This is a genomic window from Enterococcus sp. DIV2384 (assembly GCF_050534975.1).
Lineage (GTDB): Bacteria > Bacillota > Bacilli > Lactobacillales > Enterococcaceae > Enterococcus > Enterococcus faecalis.
In genome coordinates this window covers 1,679,807-1,701,568 of sequence record NZ_CP172905.1, presented here as the reverse complement: position 1 = coordinate 1,701,568, position 21,762 = coordinate 1,679,807, and the positions used below count along the sequence as shown (strand labels likewise).

Here is a 21,762-nt window from a genome sequence, read left to right as displayed (position 1 = left end):
AGGTACGTTATGATAAATGAGAGGTGATTTTATGTTAAAAATGCAAATTGTTGATTATTTACGCAATCAAACAGCTTTTTTTGAACCATCTTTAGTCAGTGAAATTTTCACAGCAAGCAATATTGCAACGACATTTTCTATCAAACGAAATACAGCTAGTCACTATTTAAATCAGTTAAACGAAGAAGGAATTCTAGTTAAGATCAATACACGACCAGTTTACTTTTTTCATAAAGAAGCGTTTCAGCAACAAAACTATCTTTTAAAAAGAACTGTTTATCAAAGTTTCCAAGAAATGATCGATGAACAGCCTGTTTTTGATCGCAAAAGTGATTTTTTTCAGTCGGTCATTGGTTATCGCGGTAGTTTAGCCCAGACCATCGAACAATTAAAAATGGCAGCGCTTTATCCTGGCGGTGGATTGCCTGTCTTAATTACAGGTGAAAGTGGTACGGGTAAAAGTTTTTTAGCATCCTTATATTATCAGTTTTGTCTTTCAAAAGAACTACTTGACGATTCAGCACCTTTTGTAACAGTTAATTGTGCGCAATATGCCAACAATCCAGAGCTTTTAACTAGTCAATTATTTGGACATCTTAAAGGCGCTTTTACGGGAGCAGATTCCGATAAAATTGGGGCCTTTCAAAGTGCAGAAGGGGGCGTTTTATTTTTAGATGAAGTTCATCGTTTGAGTCCTGAAGGGCAGGAAAAATTGTTTACATTTTTAGATCAGGGCATTATTTATCGAATGGGTGAAACCAATCGGCCCATTCCTGTTACGTGTCGGTTGTGCTTTGCCACAACTGAAGAAATTTCTAGCACCTTTTTAACGACATTTTTAAGACGAATTCCTATTCAAATTAAAATCCCAAGTCTTGCTGAACGCACTCAAGCGGAAAGAAAACAATTAATTATGCGAGCATTTTATGAGGAACAGCAAGCTATTCAAAAAGCAGTTACTATCACGCCACAAGTTATCCAACTTTTAGAAAACCACCATTATGTAGGCAATGTAGGTGAATTAAGAAATAATATAAAAATTATTACTGCACGGAGCTTTGCCGCCAATCTTGATAAACGTGTTATTCCAATCACTTTACACGATCTACCGAAAGAATTTCTGGATCAATCAATCAAACTAGCTCCTGATGAAAATGAATTGCCTATTCGTTTAGATGAGCAAACAAATCTGGTTAGTTTGTTAGAGGAAACAGAGCTTGCGCAAAGAAGAATTATCCAGAGTTATGAACGAATCCTTCGTCTTTATGTCTCTCACCATCATCATCTTTCCACTGCTAATAACGACATCTCGAAAGAAATTGAACGCTTATTCGATGATTTATTATTTGAAAAGAAGCAAGAGAAAAATCACGAAATGCTATTGTTTATTACGCAAAATATCCGTCAATTATTGGAAACGATTGAATCGTCTTATCAAATTCGGTTTAATGGCAGTTTAGTCTATGCATTAAGCACCTATCTGTTTCAACGAAGATGTATTGATTGGTTTCCAGAAAAAGAACCTACAACAGTCATTGACGAACTTTTAACAGAAGTTCAAACCAAATTAACAACTAGTTATGGCTACGCTGAACAACTGTTAACTTTAGTGAAACGTTCATTAGATATTGAACTATCCCAGATGGATCGAATTATTGTCACCATTTATCTTCACTATTCGGGTTCAGTAAAGGAAAGTCACTATCCGAAAGCGGTGATTGTTGCCCACGGATTTGCCACAGCAAGTAGTATTGCGAATGTTGCAAATCGGCTGTTAAATGTGCCAATTTTTCAATCGTTTGACATGCCGTTAGATGTTACTCCCAAAAAAATTTCCGAACACTTAATTCACTATATGGAACGTCAAGAAACGAGGAATGGTTTAGTAATTCTTTTTGATATGGGTTCATTGAAAGAAATTTATCAGTATTTTCCGGCAGAAGAAGAAGGTCCTTTTTTATTAATGAATAATGTGACAACAAGCTTAGCTCTGTCTATAGGAGAAGCCATTAAAGACGAAGTTTCTTTTGAAGAATTGCCCCAAAAAGCGTTAACAGTTCATCCAAATGAATGGGAAATCATATTACCTGAAAATAAAACGGAACGTGTCATTTTAACAACGTGTAGTACCGGAATTGGCACAGCCGTTAAAATTAGAGATTTACTTGAAAAAAGTTTACCTGCGGAAGCACAATTAAAGATTATTCCTTGCGAATATAATCAATTACGTAATGCAGAGTCGATCAAAGAAAGTTTTCCAGAATATGAGATTGTCGGCATCATCGGTACAAACAACCCGTCTTCAAATGACCTCCCGTATATCTCTTTAGAAGAGTTGATTGCAGGAAAAGGAATTACGACCCTTTTAGAATGGACAAAGAGAGAATTAACTAAAGATATGCTGTCCTATGTAAATCATGAGTTGATTCGGAACTTTTCATTAGATCGGGTCATTCAATCAGTGACGATTTTAGATACAGAAAAAATTATTCGACAAGTAGAAGTCTTTTTAATTCAATTAGAAGAGCGGTGGCAACAAACGATTCAAAATGATCGTAAATTAGCGGTATATGTCCATGTCAGTTGTTTAATTGAGCGATTAATCCGGAATGAACCTATTGAAAATTATAATGGCGCCGAACAACTAAAGCAGTGTCAAAGAACGGTCTTGCAAGAGTTAAAAGAGGCGTTTAGTGTCATTGAAAAAGTTTATAGTGTCAATATACCTGAATCGGAGCTTTTTTATGTCTATGATGTGTTGTTTGGAAAAACGGAGTTTAACAACACAGAAAGCGATTTTTAAAATAAAAAGGAGGGAGTGCCACTTTTTTGGCACTCTTTTTGCTATATAAAGAAGTAAGTGAGGTGAAGAAAATGGAACGTAAAATTATTCTGGCAACACATGGTAATTTCGCTGCAGGGATTCAGACATCATTAGCTTTAATTTGTGGTGAAACAAAGAATGTGGAATGTCTTTGCGCTTATATGGAACAACCTTATGATTTAGCCAAGACGGTCAAAGACATTTTAAAGAACAATCAACAAAATGAACTAATTGTGATTACAGACCTATTTGGCGGAAGCGTGAATAACGAATTCTTTAATTATGTGGGGAAACAAGCAATGCATTTAATTTCAGGATTAAATTTAGCAACGTTAATTGAAATATATACCCAAATAAATACTGTTGATTCATTAGTTGATTTAGTAAAACGTGCCGTTGAAAACGGACAAGAAAGTCTTTGTTATTGTAATGAGTTATCTAGTAAAGAAATTTTAGAAGAAGAATTTTAGGAGGAAATGAAATGATTAAATTGTTAAGAGTCGATCATCGCTTGTTACATGGTCAAGTGGCTTTTTCATGGACCCAAGGCTTAGGCGCCGATTGTATTTTAATCGCAAATGATGACGTACCTAAAAATGATATTCGAAAAACAACCATTAAGCTAGCTAAACCAGCAGGAGTAAAACTGGTCATTAAAACGATTGAAGATGCGATTGCCGCACTAAAAAGTGGTGTTACAGAAAAATACAAACTTTTTATTGTAGTTGAGAGTGTGGAGGATGCTTATCGATTGGCTACTGCTTGTCCAGAAATAAAAGAAATTAACTTAGGAGGGATGAAAGTAAGGGAAAATACACGAAACATTTCTAAAGCAATTAATATCACACCGGATGAAGAAAAAATGGTTAAAGAATTGGTCGCAAATGGTTGTGAAGTTGAAATTCGACAAGTCCCAAATGACAAAAAAGTAGCAGCATTAAATGTCTTGTAGAAAGGAGAAATACAAATGATAGGACAAGCGATTCTTTTAGGTTGCATCGCTTTTATTGCGCAGTCGGAATATGCTTTAGGAACCTCGTTGCTTTCAAGACCAATTGTAACCGGTTTATTTGTCGGAATTGTATTAGGTGATGTCAAAACGGGCGTAATCATGGGCGCAACCTTAGAGTTAGCTTTCATCGGTTCTTTTTCAGTGGGCGCCTCAATCCCACCTGATGTAGTGACTGGTGGGATTCTTGGTACAGCGTTTGCTATTACTGCTGGCGCAGGAACAGAAACAGCCTTACTCTTAGGCTTGCCAATCGCAACGTTAACGTTGATTCTTAAAAATATTTATTTGGGTTTGCTCATCCCAATCATGAGTCAAAAAGCTGATCAGTATGCTGAAGAAGGAGCATATAAAGGGGTGGAGCGCATGCATTTACTTGCAGGCTTTGGCTTATCGTTCATGCTAGCGCTCATTGTAACTATTTCATTTGCCGTGGGCAGCAACACCATTAAAGGCTTACTTGATCTGATCCCTGAATTTATTCAACATGGGTTGTCTGTTGCAACGGGGATTATTCCAGCGCTAGGATTTGCGATGCTTGCACGCTTACTGATTAACAAACAAGTGGCGCCATATTTCTTTTTAGGCTTTGTCTTAATGGCTTACTTTAAGTTACCTGTAACAGGAGTAGCAATTTTGGGTGCCATTACAGCAGTAATTGTTGTGAATATCATGAATTATGCCAAAGGAAAGAATGAAACAATACAAACAACAAGTGGGGAGGTAATTGATGATGACGAAGACTTCTAAAACTAAGACAGAAAACTTAATTACAAAAAAAGAACTTAATCAAGTCTTTTGGCGTTCATTTCAAATGGAATTTTCATGGAATTATGAACGTCAGATGAATATGGCTTATGTCTATGCCATGATCCCTATTTTAAAGAAATTATATCCTCAAAAAGAAGAGATGGCGGCAGCTTTAAAACGGCATCTTGCTTTCTTTAATACCACGCCGCATATCGTGACGTTTATTTTAGGAATTAATGCTGCAATGGAAGAAGAAAATGTTCTGGACGAAAATTTTGAAGTTGGAACAATCGATAGTATTAAAACCTCGTTAATGGGACCTTTAGCTGGTTTAGGTGATTCCTTTTTCTGGGGAACCTTACGCTTGATTGCAACAGGTGTTGGAACTTCGTTAGCTTTACAAGGGAATGTGTTAGGGCCAATTCTATTTTTACTCATTTTTAACGTCCCCCATGTGATTGTTCGTTATTTACTGAATCGTTGGGGCTATAAATTAGGAACTGGTTTTCTCAAAAAAATTCAAGCAAATGGCATGATGGAAAGTCTCACATTAGGCGCTTCAATAATTGGCTTGATGGTGGTAGGTGCTATGACCGCCTCCATGATTGATTTAACTATCCCGATTACAATCAGCGGAAGTGGGAAAAATGCAGTCACGGTTCAAAGTATCTTTGACGATATCATGCCTAAATTATTACCGCTTGCATCTTTTGGTTTTGTTTTTTATTTATTGAAAAAAGAAGTAAAACCTTTAGCGATTTTAGGTGGCATGGCAATTGTCGGAATTCTTGGCTCATTAATTGGTCTATTTTAGGAGGCAAAATATGAAAACGATGCTGGATTATATAAATGAGGAGCAAGCAGCTCTAACTCAGATTCTTAACCAATTTCAATTAACTGATACAGACGTTTCAAAGGTCACGCACTGTCTAATTTTAGCAACTGGCTCGTCACATAACGCTTGTCAGGCGGCTAAAGTTTACCTTGAAGAAGTGGCGCCTATTTATGTGGAAATCCAAGAGCCGTTCAATTTTGCTCATTATGGCAAAGTGGATGATCGGTTTGATCTGGTCGTAGCGGTTTCGCAAAGTGGTAAAAGTGCTTCAACAATTGATGCCATTGCAAAAATTAAAAACCAAACGTCTGTAAAAACAGTGGCCTTGACAAGTGATATCACCAGCCCGATTACGGAGGTTGTGGATGAAGTCCTGGATTTAAAAATGGGGCTTGAAACAGTTGGTTTTGTCACAAAAGGCTATACGGCAACACTTTTAAATTTATTTCTATTTGGTTTGAAACTGGGCTATCAAAAGCATCAATTAACAAAAGTAGAGGTTGGAGAAGAATTAGCAAAACTTGCCAAAGCAATTCAGGAAATCGATTCGGTGATTTATAAAACCGAACAATTTTGGCAAAAAACGAAAAAAGAATTAACAGAGGGGACACGATTTATCGCAATTGGTTATGGGCCTAATATTGGTACGGCAAAAGAGTTTGAGACGAAGTTTACAGAAACAGTTCGCTTACCTTCCCAAGGATTTGAAGTCGAAGCCTATATGCATGGGCCTTATCTTGAAGCGGATACTACACATCTTTTGTTTTTTATTGAGAATCAAAGTCCTATTCAAGCACGTAGCCAAGCCTTGAAAAATTATCTAGCCAGTTATGTTGGCCAATGTTACACAATTACAACGGGTTCAACGAGAGCATCAAATACGTTAGGTTTAGCAAGTGATGTCGAAGAAAAAATTAGTCCTTTATTATTAGTTATTCCATTTCAATATTTGGCGTATCAAGTAGCTACAAGTAAAGGAATTGATTTATCTCAACGGATTTTTGATGATTTTGATTGTGTCCTAAAAAGTAAAATAGCAAAGAAAGAGGGAAATCAGCCATGTTAAAATTTAATGAAGAACAACAAATCAAAGACATACGAGGTGCCTTAGCCTTGCGTTCAGATGTTGAAAAAGTTGTTGATCAAGTTTGGACGAAAGGATTTGATACGGTTTATTATTTAGGAATCGGCGGTACTTATGCTTCAGCCATGCAAGCAGTTACTTATGCGAATGGAAAAAGTAATTTACCAATCTATGTTCAACATGCTGCTGAGTATTACACAACAGGCAATAAACGTTTAACAGAAAAATCATTCGTCATCTTGTCTTCCGTTACTGGGACAACACAAGAAGTGGTGCAAGCCGTTCAAGAAATCAAAAAGGTTGGCGCGACGTTATTTGGTTTTATTGATGCAAAAGATAGTCTTTTAGCAGATTTATGTGATTATGTGGTGACTTATCCAGCCCCAGGAACTGAGCAAATCAAGTTCTTTATGGTAGCTGATCGTTTAATGCAAAAAAACAACGAATTTACAGATTACGAAAATTATTACCAAGAATTGGAAGAATATTTGCCTACAGGTTTAGCTGAAGCCGAAAAAAGTGCCGATGCGTTTGGCTTAGCTTTTGCGGAAAAACATCGTCATGATAGCATTCACTATTTTATTGGCGCAGGGAACCAATGGGGAGCGGTCTATTCTTATGCAATGTGCTATTGGGAAGAGCAAAGTTGGCTTCGCTCAAAATCAATTCATGCAGCAGAGTTCTTACATGGGACGCTAGAAATTGTAGATGAAACTACACCAGTAACGTTGTTTATCGGAGAAGACGAGCAACGACCATTGGCAGAACGAGTAGCAAAATTATTGCCGAAAATCTGTGCCAATTATACAATTATTGATTCGAAAGCGTATGAACTTCCAGGAATTAGTGAAAAATATCGTGCCCGAGTTATTTCATTTCTCCTAATGCATGCGGTAACGCAACGCATTGATGCGCATGTAGAAAAATTAAATTGTCACCCATTAGAGATTCGTCGTTATTATCGTCAATTTGATTACTAAGACAAAATAGCCTCTTTTTCCAGCAAGCCTGTGGTAGACTGAAGAGAGAATACTTCAGAAAGTAGGAAAACCAATGACAAAACCGAAAATCTATACAATGACCTTTGCCAGTGTTTACCCGCTATACATCCAAAAAGCAGAACGTAAAAATCGAACGCAAGCGGAGGTTGACGAAATTATTTATTGGTTAACTGGTTATGATGAAAAAGGCTTGCAACAACAATTGGCTCAAAAAGTAACGATGGAAACATTTTTTGAAGAAGCACCCAATTTTAATGAAAACGCCCAATTGATCAAAGGCGTAATTTGTGGCTATCGCGTGGAAGAAATTGAAGATCCTTTAATGCAAAAAATCCGTTATCTAGATAAATTAATCGACGAATTGGCCAAGGGAAAAGCGATGGAAAAAATTTTAAGAACATGAAAACAGGGTCTCATTGAGACCCTGTTTTCATGTTTTCTTGTACACGGAATTTAACTATTTCCTGTATTAATGAAAGAGGTAACTCTTGCGTGTAGGGAAATTGAATGGCACCTTTCGAGGTTTTAAAAGGGCGCAATTCTTTGCTGAAACGTTGGATGGCTGATGGCGTAGGATAGAAACCTAAATGTTGCTTGGCCGCCGCAAAATGCACTAAATTGCCATTTAAGTAAAAGGTCGGCATTCCATAAGCGATTTTTTCAGTAGTCTCCTGAGGAACAACCGCTAAAATTGCTTGGTAGATTTCTGTTAACTGTGTTTGATGTTGGGGTTGCTGGCGAATATAGTTTGCAATGATGGTCATCTAAAAACACCTCCGTTTGTTTCAGTATACTATGTAAAAAATAAAAGGCGAAGAGGATACAAAAAAACCGTCTAGTATTTTTTCTTTACTAAACGGCTTTTAGCTTAAATAACTACCTAAAGGGTCTTGCATGGAAATGTTTGTCACTCCTTAGTTTAATTGTTTTAAGTGTGCAATTGCTTCTTCAATTGTGTGACCAGTTGCTGTTTTACTTTCATTTTTTGCATCAAAAACAATGAAAATATTTTTGTCTGTGTCTAATTGAATACGGTATTGAATGTTTTTTACTTTGTAAGTCATAGTTATTCTCCTTTCATAAAGTACTCTAAAAAGGCGACGATAACTGATAACGAAATTCCATTGTTACTATACCACTGGAAAATTATTTTTGCAACAAATAACATTTTTTCTTTACCATTCCTTAGACTTCTTTGCTAGCTACTTCTTTACATTCTTTTTCAAGAAGCATAAAATAAATACATTACTAGTTTTTGAATAGGAGATCGATGTGAAAAAGAGAGTTGAGAAATTTAGACGATGGCCCTACAGCTACCTTTTGTATGGAATCGGGTTCATCTTATTAATTGTTTTTAGTAATTTATATTTGCAATGGTGTCAGAATAACTTGTCTGTTGATTTAGCCTTCAAGTTTGCTTTTTCGTGGCATACGGAAAAGTTTTTCTTAGGTTGTTTTGTGCTAAGCGTTTTTTTACTTTTTTTATGTAGTTTGGCAGGTTCATTAGGAGTTGGCGCTCTTTTATATAGTGTCATAATAGGTGTTTTAGGATTTGCGGACTATCAAAAGATGTTTTATCGTGTCGAACCTATTTACCCAGACGACTTAAAAATGATCACAGAAGTTAGTTTATTAAAAGAAATGGTTGGTTTATGGCCGTTTATTTTTGTGGTAGCGTTAGGTTGTGTAGCACTTTTTTTCTTAGGAAAAGCCTTTTATAAAAGTTTCTTTTTATCGAAGAAAAAACAAATGATTCGTGTGTTAAGTCTTGTTCTTTCGATTGGTCTATTTTCATATATTGGTGATTTTAACAATCCGCAAAATTTGTTACGTAAAGCCTATAATAAAACCGCGTTATGGATTCCTTACAGCCAAAAAATGAATTACTACAATACAGGATTTATTGGTGGTTTTCTATATAATTTAAAAGTAGAGGCTATGGACCAACCAAAGGGTTATTCAAAAGAAGCTATTTCAGAAATTACTCAGAAATATCAAAAGTTGGCCGAGGCGAAAACAGTGCCGAGCAATGAGCAACCAAATATTGTGTTTGTCATGAGTGAAAGTTTTTCAAATCCAGATCATCTGAAAGGTTTGTCCATTATTGGTAACCCTTTAGCTGATTATCAGCAAATCGCTGATAAAACTTACAGTGGCCAGATGCTTTCACAAAACTACGGGGGCGGAACTGCGAATATTGAATTTGAAGCCCTAACAAGTTTTTCGATGGAATTAATGAATGCCCAAATGACTACACCTTATACAATGATGATTCCTAAGATGACGGAATTGCCTTCTATTGTTTCATTACTTAAGGAACAAAAGTACCAAACAACGGCTATTCATCCGTACAATACATCTATGTATAAACGAAAAGATGTGTATAAAATTTTAGGTTTTGATCAATTTATCAATGAAAAAACAATGAACTATACGGATAAACTAGAAAATAATCCTTACATTTCAGATCAAGCAGCGTATCAGGAAGTGACGACACTGCTTAAAGAAAAAGAGCAACCGCAATTCATTCATTTAGTTACTATGCAAACACATATGCCCTATGAAAATAAATACACAACGTCCAATTATTTTTCTCAAGGAAACGGCAATCAAGTCGCGCTCAATAATTATTTGCAAGATATTGCCTACAGTAGCGAAGCTTTGAAAAATTTCCTACAAGAAATCGAAAAAATGCCCAAACGCACATTAGTCGTTTTTTGGGGAGATCACTTACCAAGTATTTATGATGAAAACATCCAAGCGTTGAATGAAGGAGCAGCCCTTCACCAGACAGAATTTCTAATGTATGATACGGCGAACCAGTTAACAGAAAAAAATCAGCATCAAGCAACTATTAGTCCATTTTATTTTGCTCCCTCACTTTTCCAACAAAGCGGCTTACCGCAATCGGGATTTTACGCTATGTTAAATGAGGTACAAGAACAATTGCCTGCTTTTGAAAAGGGGAATTACTATCTCGGTGGGGAATGGAAAAAAACAGTAGAAATGAATAAAAATCAAGAACAACTATATGAGGAATACCGACTGATTCAATATGACATTGTTTCAGGGAAGCAATATAGTTTAGAAAATCAATTTTTTAGCTAAAAAAAACACACGAAATATTCGTGTGTTTTTTGATTTTTATTTTAAAGTTTTACGATAAACAATGACATAATAGCTGAAAGCTAACAGGCAGGCAAAACTTAAAAAGTAAAGCGGTAAGACCCAAATGGTGCCATTGTGAAAGTAACTAATCAAATAGGTAAAGAAACTAACAAACAAGTAATAGACAAAACTAAAAATTCCACTGGCAGTACCAATTACAGATTCATAGCCTTTTAAGGCCATACTTAAGGCATTGGGCAAAGTAATATTAATCCCTAAGAAAAAGAGAAAAATAAACAAAATAAGACCAATGATTGTTTCAAATTGTGTCATTATTAATAAACAGCAAGCCGCAAAGATACTTAGCAGCAAACCAGCAAAGGCAATTTTTTCCGCTGACCAATATCCTAGCAACCAATTGATAAGAACCGCAGCAAGAATACTAGACACAGCTAAAACTAAACCAAGAAAGCCATATTGGACACTGCTAAAGCCAAAGTGATTGATGAAAATAAACGGAGCTTCTGCATAGTAGCTAAACAATAAACCATTAATGCCCCCAATCAATAAGCCGTAGCACCAAACTTTCGAATCGAAGGAAAGGCGTTTCGCCACGGACCAAAAAGGCGCTTTCGTTAAGGTATTTCCTAAGTGAAAGGTTTCTGGTAAACGATAAAAACTATAGAAAAGTAATAGAACAGCCATGACAATTAAGGTGCTAAAGACATGCTGATAGCCAAAATAGGTTTGAACAAGTCCGCCGACTAAGGGTCCGATGGCAGGAGATAGCGATAGGGCAGCGCTTGTTTGAGCAAAAATTTTCCCTCTTTGAAGATCGTTAAAGCTTTCCCGCATCATCGATTGGGTAATGACAGAACCAACGCTTGCACCAAATGCTTGAATTAAACGGAAGAATAACAGCCAAGGAAATGTCGGACTCAAAAAAAGGCCAATATTTCCAATTAAATAGCATAAAATTCCTAATAACATAGCTGGGCGACGTCCAATCGTATCGGATAAAATTCCCCAGAATAAAACGCCAACGGCAAAGGCAACAAAATAAATACTCATGGTTAATTGTGCCACGCTATCGTGAATGTTAAAAGCAGAACTAAGCGCTGGTAAAATGGGTGTGAAAATCGACTCGCTGATTTGTGGAAATCCCACAAGCAAAATAATAATTAGTAATGATGGGACGGTGTTTCGGGTGTTTTTCATGATTTTTCTCCTTAAAAGTTTAATCTAATCAAAAACACCCATTGTCTTTTACAACCGCCAAATTTAAAATAAGTAAAATAATGTCACCAACTTTCCTTGAAATTTTTTATTATACAAAGTCTAAATGAAGAAGCGCTTCTTCTTGACTAAATTCATAAGTGTAGCGACCGGATAAACCGGCAAGCTCACCTGATGCTTGAAATAGTTCACCTGGGCAGTCTAAAAGACCCTGTGTAAACGTCCCTTTTTCGCAAGCAGTAAAGGTGCCTTTTTTTCCTAAATAAGTTCCTTCGAAATGTAGGAAACCGACCACTTGAGCCACAGCTTCAAGCCCATCTGCCATTGAAGAGCCTTGATAAGTCATTAAGTATTCCACAGAAGCTGTCCCAGATAAGGCGCCTGACAATTGATAAGTAGCGCTCGCTTGATTCACTGGGAAATTTTCATTAAGATTGTCAATCGGTTGTTCTTGCCAACTAGATACAGTAAATGCTGCTTGCTCCATTGCTGTCCCTTCTTTCTTATTAATAAGAATAGGGTAGCGGGAAGTGCACTATTTGTCAACAATCCACCACTTTAACTCTTCATTTTTTGCACAAAAGAATGTAACGCTAAGCGGTTGATGTGATAAGCAGTTCCTTGTTTTTGAATAAAGCCGCGCTCTCGAAATTGTTTGAAGGTATAAATAAGATGGCGATAACTAACCCCTAAGTATTCGGCAATCTCAGTATGTTTTTCTTTATAAACATCTTCGTGATTAGCGGCAACCAATAGCAATTCCGCTAGCCGATAACTTAGTTCATAGGTCTGATTCGTTGTAAAGTGGTCCACCCGTTGGATCATTTTTTTCCCTAGATAATGGCTGAGTTGCTGCATAAAAAGCACCTTGTTTTTTAAAACAGTTTCTGCGTAAGCTAAAGGTACAGCCAAACAACAGGTTTCACCTAAGGCGATAACGTCCTTGGTTATCGTTTCCGCTTGAACTAATGTTAAATCGCCAATTAAATCACCTGTCGTTAAAAACTGAACAATGGATTGGCGGCCATTGCGTTCTGTTTTTAAAATTTTCGCTTTTCCTTTGATTAAATAAAAAAGATAATTTAATGGCTCTGCTTGATGATGAATGAATTCTTGATTTTCAAAATCGATAATAAAACTGTGTTTTAAATCAGTTTCATTAAAAAAAGGCGTATTTTTAGCTAATTCTTGTTTCGGTGATCGTTGGTAGTCTGTTTTAAGCATTTTTTCTCCTTATAATAGGAGAAATCTCCTATTCGTTTCTTCTATTGTAGCACATAATAGACGTATCAAGAGTAGAGGAGTTTTTATAATGTGGAAGAAAAAAATTGTGCTATCGTTTCTTTTTTATTTAATTAGTGCATTGGGCATCAGTTTGACAATTCAAGCAGGCATTGGAGTTAGTAGTTTTAATGCATTTAATGTGACCTTTGCAACACTTACTCATTTAAAAGTCGGGACGGTTACCACAGCTATCAATTTAGCTTTTTTAGGCACGTGTTGGTTGTTAGATCAGCAGCGTAAAATTCAGGACTATTTGATTATTTTGGTGGCGTTAATTGGCTTTGGTTTTGTCATTAATTTTTTCTTGTATCAATTATTTGGTTCGCTTGTTTTTCAAAATTATTTAGTTAAAATTGTTCTATTTATTTTAGGGACAATCATAGCAGGAATCGGGACAGGACAGGTAGTTGCGCTAGGTGTTTTGCAATTTCCCATTGAAAAATTTTGTACACTTATTTCTGAAAGAACGCGCTATAGTTTTCAGGTTTATCGTTATTTAGTTGATATTTTTTGTGTCAGTTTAGCACTAGGATTGTCCATTAGTTATCATTTGCCGATTTTTGTTCGTGAGGGAACTGTGATTAGTCTTTTCTTACTTTCTTGGGTTATTAGTTGGTCGAGAAAGCGGGGGCAACAACGTATTTTACGAATACAAATCAAGAAACTGGAATCCGAATGAAAGGATTTCAGTTTTTTTCAAATGAGCAGAACTTTTATTTGAAAAAAAGAATGGAAAACGGTATACTAATTAAGTAATTATTCATAACATTGGTTCTCCAATCAATGTTAAATAGTTTTTTCATGAGGGAGTAACTGACAGTATTTATGCTGTGACAACATCACCAACTCCGAAAGCAATTTCTGGTGTTGTCTTAAACGGTGAGACTTATGTATGTTCGACGAAGTAGCATACACAAGTCTATTTTTTTTCATTTATTTTTGATGAAATGTAAAATAGTACTTGAAGGATGCTGCAAAAAATAGAGGAGGAAGAACATGTCAGAAGAAAAGAAAACACAATTGTCTGAAGCGTTTTACGCACAAGACGACACAGTTGTTTTGGAGAAAATGAACACAACAACTGATGGATTAAGTGCACAGGAGGCTCAAAAGCGTTTAGAAACGTACGGGGAAAATGTGCTAGATGAAGGGAAGAAAAAATCACTTGCCGTGAAATTCTTTGAGCAATTCAAAGATTTTATGATTATTGTTTTATTAGCGGCAGCGGTCATTTCAGCCGTCTTTTCCCATGATGTGGTAGACTCGATTATCATCTTAGTGGTTGTTATCTTGAACGCCATCTTTGGGGTCATCCAAGAAGCCAAAGCGGAACAAGCCATTGAAGCATTAAAAGAAATGTCTTCACCAAATGCGAATGTTCGCCGTGATGGACACGTCATTACTGTTAAAAGTGATGAATTAGTGCCAGGTGACATTGTTTTATTAGAAGCAGGGGATGTCGTTCCAGCTGATTTACGTTTATTGGAAGCGAATAGCTTAAAAATTGAAGAAGCAGCGTTAACCGGTGAATCTGTTCCAGTTGAAAAAGAAGTAACCATCTTAGAGGGAACCGATATTGGTATCGGTGACCGAATCAATATGGCTTATTCCAATAGTAATGTGACGTATGGACGTGGCCTTGGCGTTGTGGTTGGCACAGGAATGAATACAGAAGTCGGTAAAATTGCTGGCATGCTAGCAAGCGAACAAGAAACGGAAACGCCTTTAAAACAAAACTTAAACCAATTGGGTAAAATGTTAACAATTGCCATTTTAGTCATTGCAGCGGTGATGTTTGTGGTAGGAATGATGAATGGTCGTTCATGGATTGACATGTTATTAACGTCAATTTCGTTAGCTGTAGCGGCAATTCCAGAAGGATTACCAGCGATTGTCACGATTATTTTGGCTTTAGGTACCCAAAAAATGGCCAAGAAAAATGCGATTGTCCGTAAGTTACCAGCCGTTGAAACATTAGGAAGTACAGACATTATCTGTTCAGATAAAACAGGTACGTTAACCTTAAATCAAATGACCGTTGAAGCGTTGTATACAGATGGTCAAGTTTTATCTGCTTCCACAGAAATACCTGCTGATAATATGGCTTTAAAAATCATGAACTTTACGAATGATACAAAAATCGCTCAAGATGGTTCATTAATTGGTGACCCAACAGAAACTGCCTTAGTACAATTTGGTTTAGATCATGCGTTTAACGTAACCGAAAAAGTAGCAGCTGAACCTCGTGTGGCAGAGATTCCTTTTGACTCTGATCGTAAATTAATGACTACTGTTCATGAATTAAAAACAGGTGGCTTCCTAGTTTCTGTCAAAGGTGCACCAGATGAATTATTGAAACGTTGTACGGAAATCTTATCAAATGGAGAAACAAGTCCATTAGATGAAACAAAACGTCAAGAAATTTTGAAAACAAACACCTCATTAGCGAAACAAGCCCTACGTGTTTTAGGAATGGCTTATAAATATGTTGAGACGATTCCAGCCGAAATGAGTTCTGAACTTGTGGAAAAAGATTTAACATTTGCTGGTTTAGTCGGTATGATTGACCCAGAAAGAAAAGAAGCTGCAGATGCTGTAAAAGTCGCGAAAGAAGCGGGTATTCGTCCAATTATGATTACGGGTGACCACCGTGATACAGCAGAAGCAATTGCGGCACGTTTAGGCATCATCAAAGAAGGTGACGACGATGCAGTCATTACAGGCGCTGAATTAAATGAATTGTCAGATGAAAAATTCGCACAAGTCGTGGGACACTACTCTGTCTATGCTCGTGTTTCACCAGAACACAAGGTTCGGATTGTTAAAGCGTGGCAACAAGAAGGAAAAGTGGTTGCTATGACTGGTGATGGCGTAAATGATGCCCCAGCCTTAAAAGCTGCTGACATCGGGATTGGTATGGGAATTACCGGAACAGAAGTATCAAAAGGTGCTTCAGATATGGTACTTGCCGATGATAACTTTTCAACAATTATTGTAGCGGTAGAAGAAGGACGTAAAGTCTTCTCAAATATCCAAAAAACGATTCAATATTTACTTTCAGCTAACTTAGGGGAAGTATTAACCTTGTTTATTGCAACAATGCTCAATTGGGATACCTTGTTACCTGTTCACTTATTGTGGATTAACTTAGTAACAGATACTTTCCCAGCGATTGCGTTAGGTGTGGAACCAGCAGAACGTGATGTGATGAGCCATGAACCTCGTGGTAAAAAATCGAACTTCTTCTCTGGCGGCGTTTTAAGCAGTGTTGTTTATCAAGGGATTACGCAAGGGGCATTGACTTTGATTGTGTATAAAATGTCAATTATGTTCCCAGCACATACCGCAGCTAACACAAACTTATCGGCGCAAGCGTTGTATGATTTACAACACGGCGATGCTTTAACCATGGCCTTTGCTACTTTGGGATTAATTCAATTGTTCCATGCCTTTAATGTGAAGTCGATTTATCAATCAATTTTCAAAGTTGGCTTATTCCGCAACAAATCATTTAACTATGGGATTCTTGTTTCGTTCTTGCTATTAGCTGCAACGATTGTTATTCCAGGATTTAATGATTTATTCAGCGTTACACATTTAGATGCATATCAATGGGCAATTGTAGCAGGTACTTCTTTTGCTATCATCCCAATTGTGGAAATTGTGAAGTTCTTCCAACGTAAAGCAGGTAAAGGTGCTTAATAAATAAGAAAAGAAAATTGGCTGGTACTTAAACCAGTCAATTTTTCTTTATGTAAGGAGTGAAAGGGCTTGAAACGGAAAATTATTTTCGAAACACAACGACTTATTGTCAGAGAATGGCAGTCGGAAGATGAAGCGGAATTGAAAAAATTTTTGCAAGATGAAAATGTGATGTATGCCTATGAACACGCTTTTTCTGATGAAGAGGTTGCAAACTGGCTAAAGTGGAACTTACAGTCCTATCAAGAATACGGCTACGGCTTATGGGCGTTAGAGAAGAAACGAACAGGCGAAGTCATCGGCGAGTGTGGTCTCACCAATCAATTAGTAAAAGGTAAGAGCTATCCAGAAATTGGTTATCATTTATGTGTGAAAGAATGGCACAAAGGGTATGCGATTGAAGCTGCCGCAGCGACAAAGCAATACGCATTCGATGTATTAAATTTTCCAGAAGTTATTTCAACGATTCGTGATACGAACTTAGCCTCTATGAATGTCGCTATTCGAAACCAGATGCTTGTTAGGGATCGATACATTAAAACATACCGTGGCAAAACGATGCCTCACTATGTTTTCTCTGTTAAAAATCAAAAGAATGAAGACTGAAAAAGTGCCACTTGTCAGATGGAATAGAAAAAGTGTAAAATGGAGTGAAAGAGAAAAGGGAAAAGAGGGATGGTTATGAGACCAAATTTAGGATTTTACGTTCAAACAATTAATGATATCGTTAAAACAACAGAAGACATTGGCGAAGTCATGAATCCATATTACGAAGAAGTTCGTCAAGCGATCGATAAGAATAAAGTGAATGATTTAACAGCCGAACGAATTGCAGAAATTCAAGCAAAATTTAAAGAAGGTACTGAAAAATATGAATTAATGCTCAAAAAAGTCGGAACATTAAAACCGACGCCACAAGTACTTGGCATTCACAAAAAATTTCAACATGCTTATACAGAATATGTAGCAGGATGCAATGAAATGATTTTAGCAACAGATCCAGAAACAGGTATTGATGCAGATTTATTTAATGCTTCAGAGGAAAAGCAGGATCAAGCAACGGATGAATTAACCTTTGCCATTACGCGGATGAGCAACATTCTTTTGAAAAAATAAAAAACTAATAAAAATAACTAACGAATTTAATATTTTTTTCATGTCTTTTTTATGGACAAAAGAGAAAGTGTATTGTATTATTAATTCATACCAACAACAACCTTTTTATTTTTCATTTTACTCTTATTGAGTAAATACTCCTTTTCCATCGGCAAAACTGCCGGTGGTTTTTTTTGTTATTTTTTTTATTTAATAATAAAACAACCTTTGATTTTATTAAAATCAAAGGTTGTTTTAGCTCGTTAATTTTCAACATTTCGCACATAATCATCAAAGTATTGAATTAACTCTTTCTTGATTTGTTGATAATCTGCTTCAGAATAGTTCTTTTCTTCTAACGTACCATTAAAAAATGGCAAATTTAGTTCTTCTTTTAAACGTTCAATCACTTCTTCTTGCTTCATAAGGACCCCTTCTCAACGAATTGTTCTCTTCTATTATAGAACATTGTAGTCATCCGTCAATTGTTCAAAGGCAATTTTCATTTCCTCTAGACGTTCATTCAATTGATTGGTTTCATCTTCTTCATTGAAAAAATGTTGTTTTAATTCAAAATAAAAATTTTCGAAGGCTTGGAAAAAAGGCTCAGACTTGTTGTTTTCAAGAGCAGGAACACTTGTGTAGAGAACACGAGCGCTATGGTAGTAAGTGAAAACCTCGTTAATATTTAATAAAATACGCGCTTCCTCTGGGCGTGGTCGACTTGTAACTAAGTCATGTAAAGATAAACTTTTTGTATGGGTTTCAGATAAATAAAATAAAAATAGTTCCAATTGCTCTTTCGTTGCAGACATGAAAACTCCTCCTCAAACAGTAGTAACATTTATTATAAATGAAAATGAAAGTGCTTGAAAAGCAATGCGCTCAGCAAAAATAATTATTTTAAGGGAAAACTATAGTTGTTGCTTTAGCATTCTTTTTAATCATGATAAACTGAGAGAAGTATAATAGGTCCTGACAGAGGAGGAAACAAATGAAAATTGTGATTATTGGTGCATCATTCGCAGGTATTTCCGCAGCAATTGCTTCAAGGAAAAAATATCCCCAAGCAGAAATTTCTTTAATTGATAAACAAGCAACAGTGGGGTATTTATCTGGTGGCTTAAGTGCGTATTTTAATCATACCATCAATGAATTACACGAAGCACGTTACATAACGGAAGAGGAATTACGTCGTCAAAAGATTCAGTTGCTTTTAAATAGAGAAGTCGTGGCAATGGATGTTGAGAACCAATTGATTGCTTGGTCACGAAAGGAAGAGCAACAGTGGTATTCTTATGATAAATTGATTTTAGCGACAGGCGCGAGCCAATTTTCCACGCAAATTCGTGGTAGTCAAACAGAAAAATTACTCAAATATAAATTTTTATCAGGTGCTTTAGCGGCTGTTCCATTACTGGAAAAAAGCCAGACAGTAGCTGTCATTGGTGCAGGACCCATTGGAATGGAAGCTATTGATTTTCTTGTGAAAATGAAGAAAACGGTCCATGTCTTTGAAAGCTTGGAAAATCTATTGCCTAAATATTTTGATAAAGAAATGGTCGCAGAAGTTCAAAAATCTTTGGAAAAACAAGCAGTAATTTTCCATTTTGAAGAAACGGTCCTAGGAATTGAAGAAACAGCAAATGGTATTGTTCTTGAAACAAGCGAACAGAAAATTTCTTGTGACAGTGGGATTTTTGCTTTAAACTTACATCCTCAATTAGCCTATTTAGATAAAAAAATTCAACGGAATCTGGATCAGACAATCGCAGTGGATGCTTATTTACAAACTTCAGTGCCGAATGTTTTTGCCATCGGAGATTGCATTTCAGTTATGAATGAACCAGTCGCGGAAACTTTTTATGCTCCGTTAGTGAACAATGCGGTACGAACTGGCTTAGTAGTCGCCAATAATTTAGAAGAAAAAACACACCGATTCATTGGCTCTTTGCGAACAATGGGAACAAAAGTGGGGGACTATTACCTTGCTAGTACAGGTCTAACCGAAACGGAAGGTTTATTTTTTCCGCAAACACTTGCTTCCGTAATTGTTAGACAGCCAGCGCCGCCTCTACAACATGGGACAGAAATTTTAGGCAAATTAATCTATGATAAAGTGACACAACGGGTCCTTGGGGCACAGCTTTGTTCAAAAAACAATTGTTTAGAAAAAATAAATACGTTAGCATTAAGTATCCAAACAGGTCAGACACTGACAGACCTATTACAAAAAGATTATTTTTATCAACCTTCCTTAACCAATATTTATGATATTACAAATTTGATGGGTGCTTCGGCTTATTGGAGAGAGAACGATGAAAGTTGAGACGTTATTGGAAAAGAAAGCGATGCGACAATTATTAACGGTGCAACAAACCATCTTAGCAGGCGGTACCTGCTCAGTCTCTGATTTAACAGCATTTTTAGCGGTCACAAAAGCCTCCTTTGAAAAAGACTTAGAGGATTTACATTATTTTTTGAAACCTTTTGGACAGGATTGTCAGCTTACTTATGATGGCCAACAGCTATCAATCACCTTATCGGATTTTTTTTCGTTGAATCATTTAATTGAAGCATTTGTAAAAGAGTCTCTTAAATTTCAACTTTTAGATTATTTATATCGTAATAAAGAGTTTTCTATTGTTCAATTAACGACTAAATTTATGATTAGTGAGTCTTCTTTATTTCGAAAGATTAAGGAACTCAATCAATTGTTAGCCGCCTTTGATTTGCAAATAAAAAATGGACAACTACAGGGAGAAGAATTGCAGATTCGTTACTTTTACTTTCAGTTGTATTGGTATATTACTCCCTATGAAATACACCAGAAAAAAACGATGTCGCCGTTAAATAAACGGATAATTGAAGGGATTGAGACTGGCTTAGGTTTTACTTTTAATGAACATAATGCGTTAAAAGTTAGCCTTTGGTTGAGTATTACGAAAAAGCGCCTAGCGGTCACTTCAAAAAAATATCAACAATTGAGAAAGAAAATGATTGATTTTAAAGAAGATCCGTTATTTAAGCAAGTTCGACAATTGTTTTTCCGTTTTTCTAGTCGCTATTCATTAGAATTAGATGAAGGAGAAAGCATGATTCATTTTGTTTTTCTAATCACAATGTCGGTCTTACCAGAATCAGCTTTTGATGAATATTCCTTAATTCGGGGACGTCGTTCCGCTGTTTCTTTAGCTGATACGTTTATCTTGGAAAATGTGGTCTTGTATTATCGGCCCCATAAATTTGAACCTACTCTTGAGAAAACCATGGCTTACTATTTTTCACAAATTCATGGAAAACTGTATTTTTTTAAAGGAGAATTGGAAGTTTTTGATCGGGCCCATATCTGGGAAAAAGAACAGCAATTATCTAGTCGGGAATTAGCTTCTTTTTCAACAACGTTATTAGAAAAAGCTTTAGCTTGTTTTGATGAAACGTATCAACCAGGAGATAGTTTGCATGAACTTTCTCTGGTCAAATATTTAAGCGTGTTGGCATTAATTGAATTTAAAATGATTGGTGAAATAAAAATTGGAATTCACTTAGCAATGGATGCTCTTTATCAAGCGGCGTTAACACAAGTATTAATGCTTAGTCTTAAAAATATGAATGGCACGCTGGTGGAGAGGTATCAGCCTGAACAAACATATGATTTAATTGTGACCAATTATCAGCAAACGAGCTATCAAGGAACACCGGAAGTCTATGTTTTGTCAGAATTAAGTTCGACCTATGATGTGCAACAATTAAAAAAGAAAATACGCACCTTGCGGGAGAAATAAACAAAAGGTTGGTGTGACGGAAATTGTCTGATCCTCGCACCAGCCTTTT

22 protein-coding genes are annotated in these 21,762 nt (G+C 36.3%); 15 read left to right on the top strand and 7 right to left on the bottom strand.

Features of this window, described 5'->3' with window-relative positions; genetic code table 11:
• Positions 1–31: 31 nt before the first annotated feature.
• The 8 genes from IGK54_RS08285 (at position 32) to IGK54_RS08250 (ending at position 7,906) form a co-directional block, all read left to right on the top strand.
• A complete protein-coding gene (locus IGK54_RS08285) occupies positions 32–2,803 on the top strand; it encodes a sigma 54-interacting transcriptional regulator (protein WP_430602889.1) in 2,772 nt (923 codons plus the stop codon).
• A gap of 71 nt (positions 2,804–2,874) precedes the next feature.
• The gene (locus IGK54_RS08280) at positions 2,875–3,294 is read left to right on the top strand and encodes a PTS sugar transporter subunit IIA (protein WP_002389037.1); all 420 of its coding nucleotides are present in this window, start codon (positions 2,875–2,877) and stop codon (positions 3,292–3,294) included.
• Between the two features lie 11 nt (positions 3,295–3,305).
• Positions 3,306–3,776: a PTS sugar transporter subunit IIB gene (locus IGK54_RS08275; RefSeq protein WP_002395206.1), complete on the top strand. Its 471-nt coding sequence runs from the start codon at positions 3,306–3,308 to the stop codon at positions 3,774–3,776.
• 15 nt (positions 3,777–3,791) lie between these two features.
• Positions 3,792–4,583 (top strand): PTS mannose/fructose/sorbose/N-acetylgalactosamine transporter subunit IIC, encoded by a 792-nt coding sequence (locus IGK54_RS08270; protein WP_430602887.1) that lies wholly within the window; start codon positions 3,792–3,794, stop codon positions 4,581–4,583.
• Positions 4,564–5,397 (top strand): PTS system mannose/fructose/sorbose family transporter subunit IID, encoded by an 834-nt coding sequence (locus IGK54_RS08265; protein WP_002384383.1) that lies wholly within the window; start codon positions 4,564–4,566, stop codon positions 5,395–5,397. Before IGK54_RS08270 ends, IGK54_RS08265 begins: the two co-directional genes overlap by 20 nt.
• Positions 5,398–5,407: 10 nt before the next feature.
• Positions 5,408–6,484 (top strand): SIS domain-containing protein, encoded by a 1,077-nt coding sequence (locus tag IGK54_RS08260; protein WP_142956975.1) that lies wholly within the window; start codon positions 5,408–5,410, stop codon positions 6,482–6,484.
• Complete coding sequence (locus tag IGK54_RS08255) at positions 6,478–7,482, top strand: SIS domain-containing protein (protein WP_142956974.1); 1,005 nt, start codon at positions 6,478–6,480, stop codon at positions 7,480–7,482. Before IGK54_RS08260 ends, IGK54_RS08255 begins: the two co-directional genes overlap by 7 nt.
• Positions 7,483–7,555: 73 nt before the next feature.
• Positions 7,556–7,906, top strand: coding sequence for a DUF2200 domain-containing protein (locus IGK54_RS08250; protein ID WP_002360043.1), 351 nt, complete (start codon positions 7,556–7,558; stop codon positions 7,904–7,906).
• Between the two features lie 10 nt (positions 7,907–7,916).
• On the opposite strand, the gene IGK54_RS08245 is transcribed toward IGK54_RS08250, so the two are convergent.
• Positions 7,917–8,267, bottom strand: coding sequence for an iron chaperone (locus IGK54_RS08245; protein ID WP_002387299.1), 351 nt, complete (start codon positions 8,265–8,267; stop codon positions 7,917–7,919).
• Positions 8,268–8,417: 150 nt separating this feature from the next.
• Positions 8,418–8,567: a hypothetical protein gene (locus IGK54_RS08240; protein ID WP_002357118.1), complete on the bottom strand. Its 150-nt coding sequence runs from the start codon at positions 8,565–8,567 to the stop codon at positions 8,418–8,420.
• Between the two features lie 208 nt (positions 8,568–8,775).
• Here IGK54_RS08240 and IGK54_RS08235 point away from each other — a divergent pair, with 208 nt between their 5' ends.
• Positions 8,776–10,611: an LTA synthase family protein gene (locus IGK54_RS08235; RefSeq protein WP_142956972.1), complete on the top strand. Its 1,836-nt coding sequence runs from the start codon at positions 8,776–8,778 to the stop codon at positions 10,609–10,611.
• Between the two features lie 36 nt (positions 10,612–10,647).
• On the opposite strand, the gene IGK54_RS08230 is transcribed toward IGK54_RS08235, so the two are convergent.
• The 3 genes from IGK54_RS08230 to yeiL form a co-directional block, all read right to left on the bottom strand.
• Positions 10,648–11,829, bottom strand: a complete 1,182-nt coding sequence (locus IGK54_RS08230; RefSeq protein WP_002365813.1) for a multidrug effflux MFS transporter — start codon at positions 11,827–11,829, stop codon at positions 10,648–10,650.
• A 109-nt stretch (positions 11,830–11,938) separates the two neighbouring features.
• A complete protein-coding gene (locus tag IGK54_RS08225) occupies positions 11,939–12,334 on the bottom strand; it encodes a DUF3224 domain-containing protein (protein WP_002365812.1) in 396 nt (131 codons plus the stop codon).
• Positions 12,335–12,405: 71 nt separating this feature from the next.
• Complete coding sequence (gene yeiL / locus IGK54_RS08220; protein WP_142956971.1) at positions 12,406–13,071, bottom strand: transcriptional regulator YeiL; 666 nt, start codon at positions 13,069–13,071, stop codon at positions 12,406–12,408.
• Between the two features lie 88 nt (positions 13,072–13,159).
• Here yeiL and IGK54_RS08215 point away from each other — a divergent pair, with 88 nt between their 5' ends.
• From IGK54_RS08215 to IGK54_RS08200, 4 genes are all read left to right on the top strand, one after another.
• Entirely contained in the window at positions 13,160–13,810 is a 651-nt protein-coding gene (locus tag IGK54_RS08215) for a YczE/YyaS/YitT family protein (protein WP_142956970.1), read from the top strand.
• 317 nt (positions 13,811–14,127) lie between these two features.
• Entirely contained in the window at positions 14,128–16,833 is a 2,706-nt protein-coding gene (locus tag IGK54_RS08210) for a cation-translocating P-type ATPase (RefSeq protein WP_002377094.1), read from the top strand.
• Between the two features lie 69 nt (positions 16,834–16,902).
• Positions 16,903–17,439: a GNAT family N-acetyltransferase gene (locus tag IGK54_RS08205; RefSeq protein ID WP_002381760.1), complete on the top strand. Its 537-nt coding sequence runs from the start codon at positions 16,903–16,905 to the stop codon at positions 17,437–17,439.
• A 69-nt stretch (positions 17,440–17,508) separates the two neighbouring features.
• A complete protein-coding gene (locus IGK54_RS08200; protein WP_002385841.1) occupies positions 17,509–17,949 on the top strand; it encodes a hypothetical protein in 441 nt (146 codons plus the stop codon).
• Positions 17,950–18,191: 242 nt separating this feature from the next.
• Here the strand turns inward: IGK54_RS08200 and IGK54_RS08195 are convergent, their stop codons facing one another.
• Positions 18,192–18,353, bottom strand: coding sequence for a hypothetical protein (locus IGK54_RS08195; RefSeq protein WP_002357133.1), 162 nt, complete (start codon positions 18,351–18,353; stop codon positions 18,192–18,194).
• Positions 18,354–18,386: 33 nt separating this feature from the next.
• A complete protein-coding gene (locus tag IGK54_RS08190; protein WP_002357135.1) occupies positions 18,387–18,743 on the bottom strand; it encodes a hypothetical protein in 357 nt (118 codons plus the stop codon).
• Between the two features lie 179 nt (positions 18,744–18,922).
• On the opposite strand from IGK54_RS08190, the gene IGK54_RS08185 reads away from it, so the two are divergent.
• Positions 18,923–20,257, top strand: a complete 1,335-nt coding sequence (locus IGK54_RS08185) for an FAD-dependent oxidoreductase (RefSeq protein ID WP_086317965.1) — start codon at positions 18,923–18,925, stop codon at positions 20,255–20,257.
• Positions 20,247–21,713, top strand: a complete 1,467-nt coding sequence (locus IGK54_RS08180) for a helix-turn-helix domain-containing protein (protein WP_002397428.1) — start codon at positions 20,247–20,249, stop codon at positions 21,711–21,713. The genes IGK54_RS08185 and IGK54_RS08180 overlap by 11 nt, the downstream gene beginning before the upstream one ends.
• Positions 21,714–21,762 lie beyond the last annotated feature (49 nt).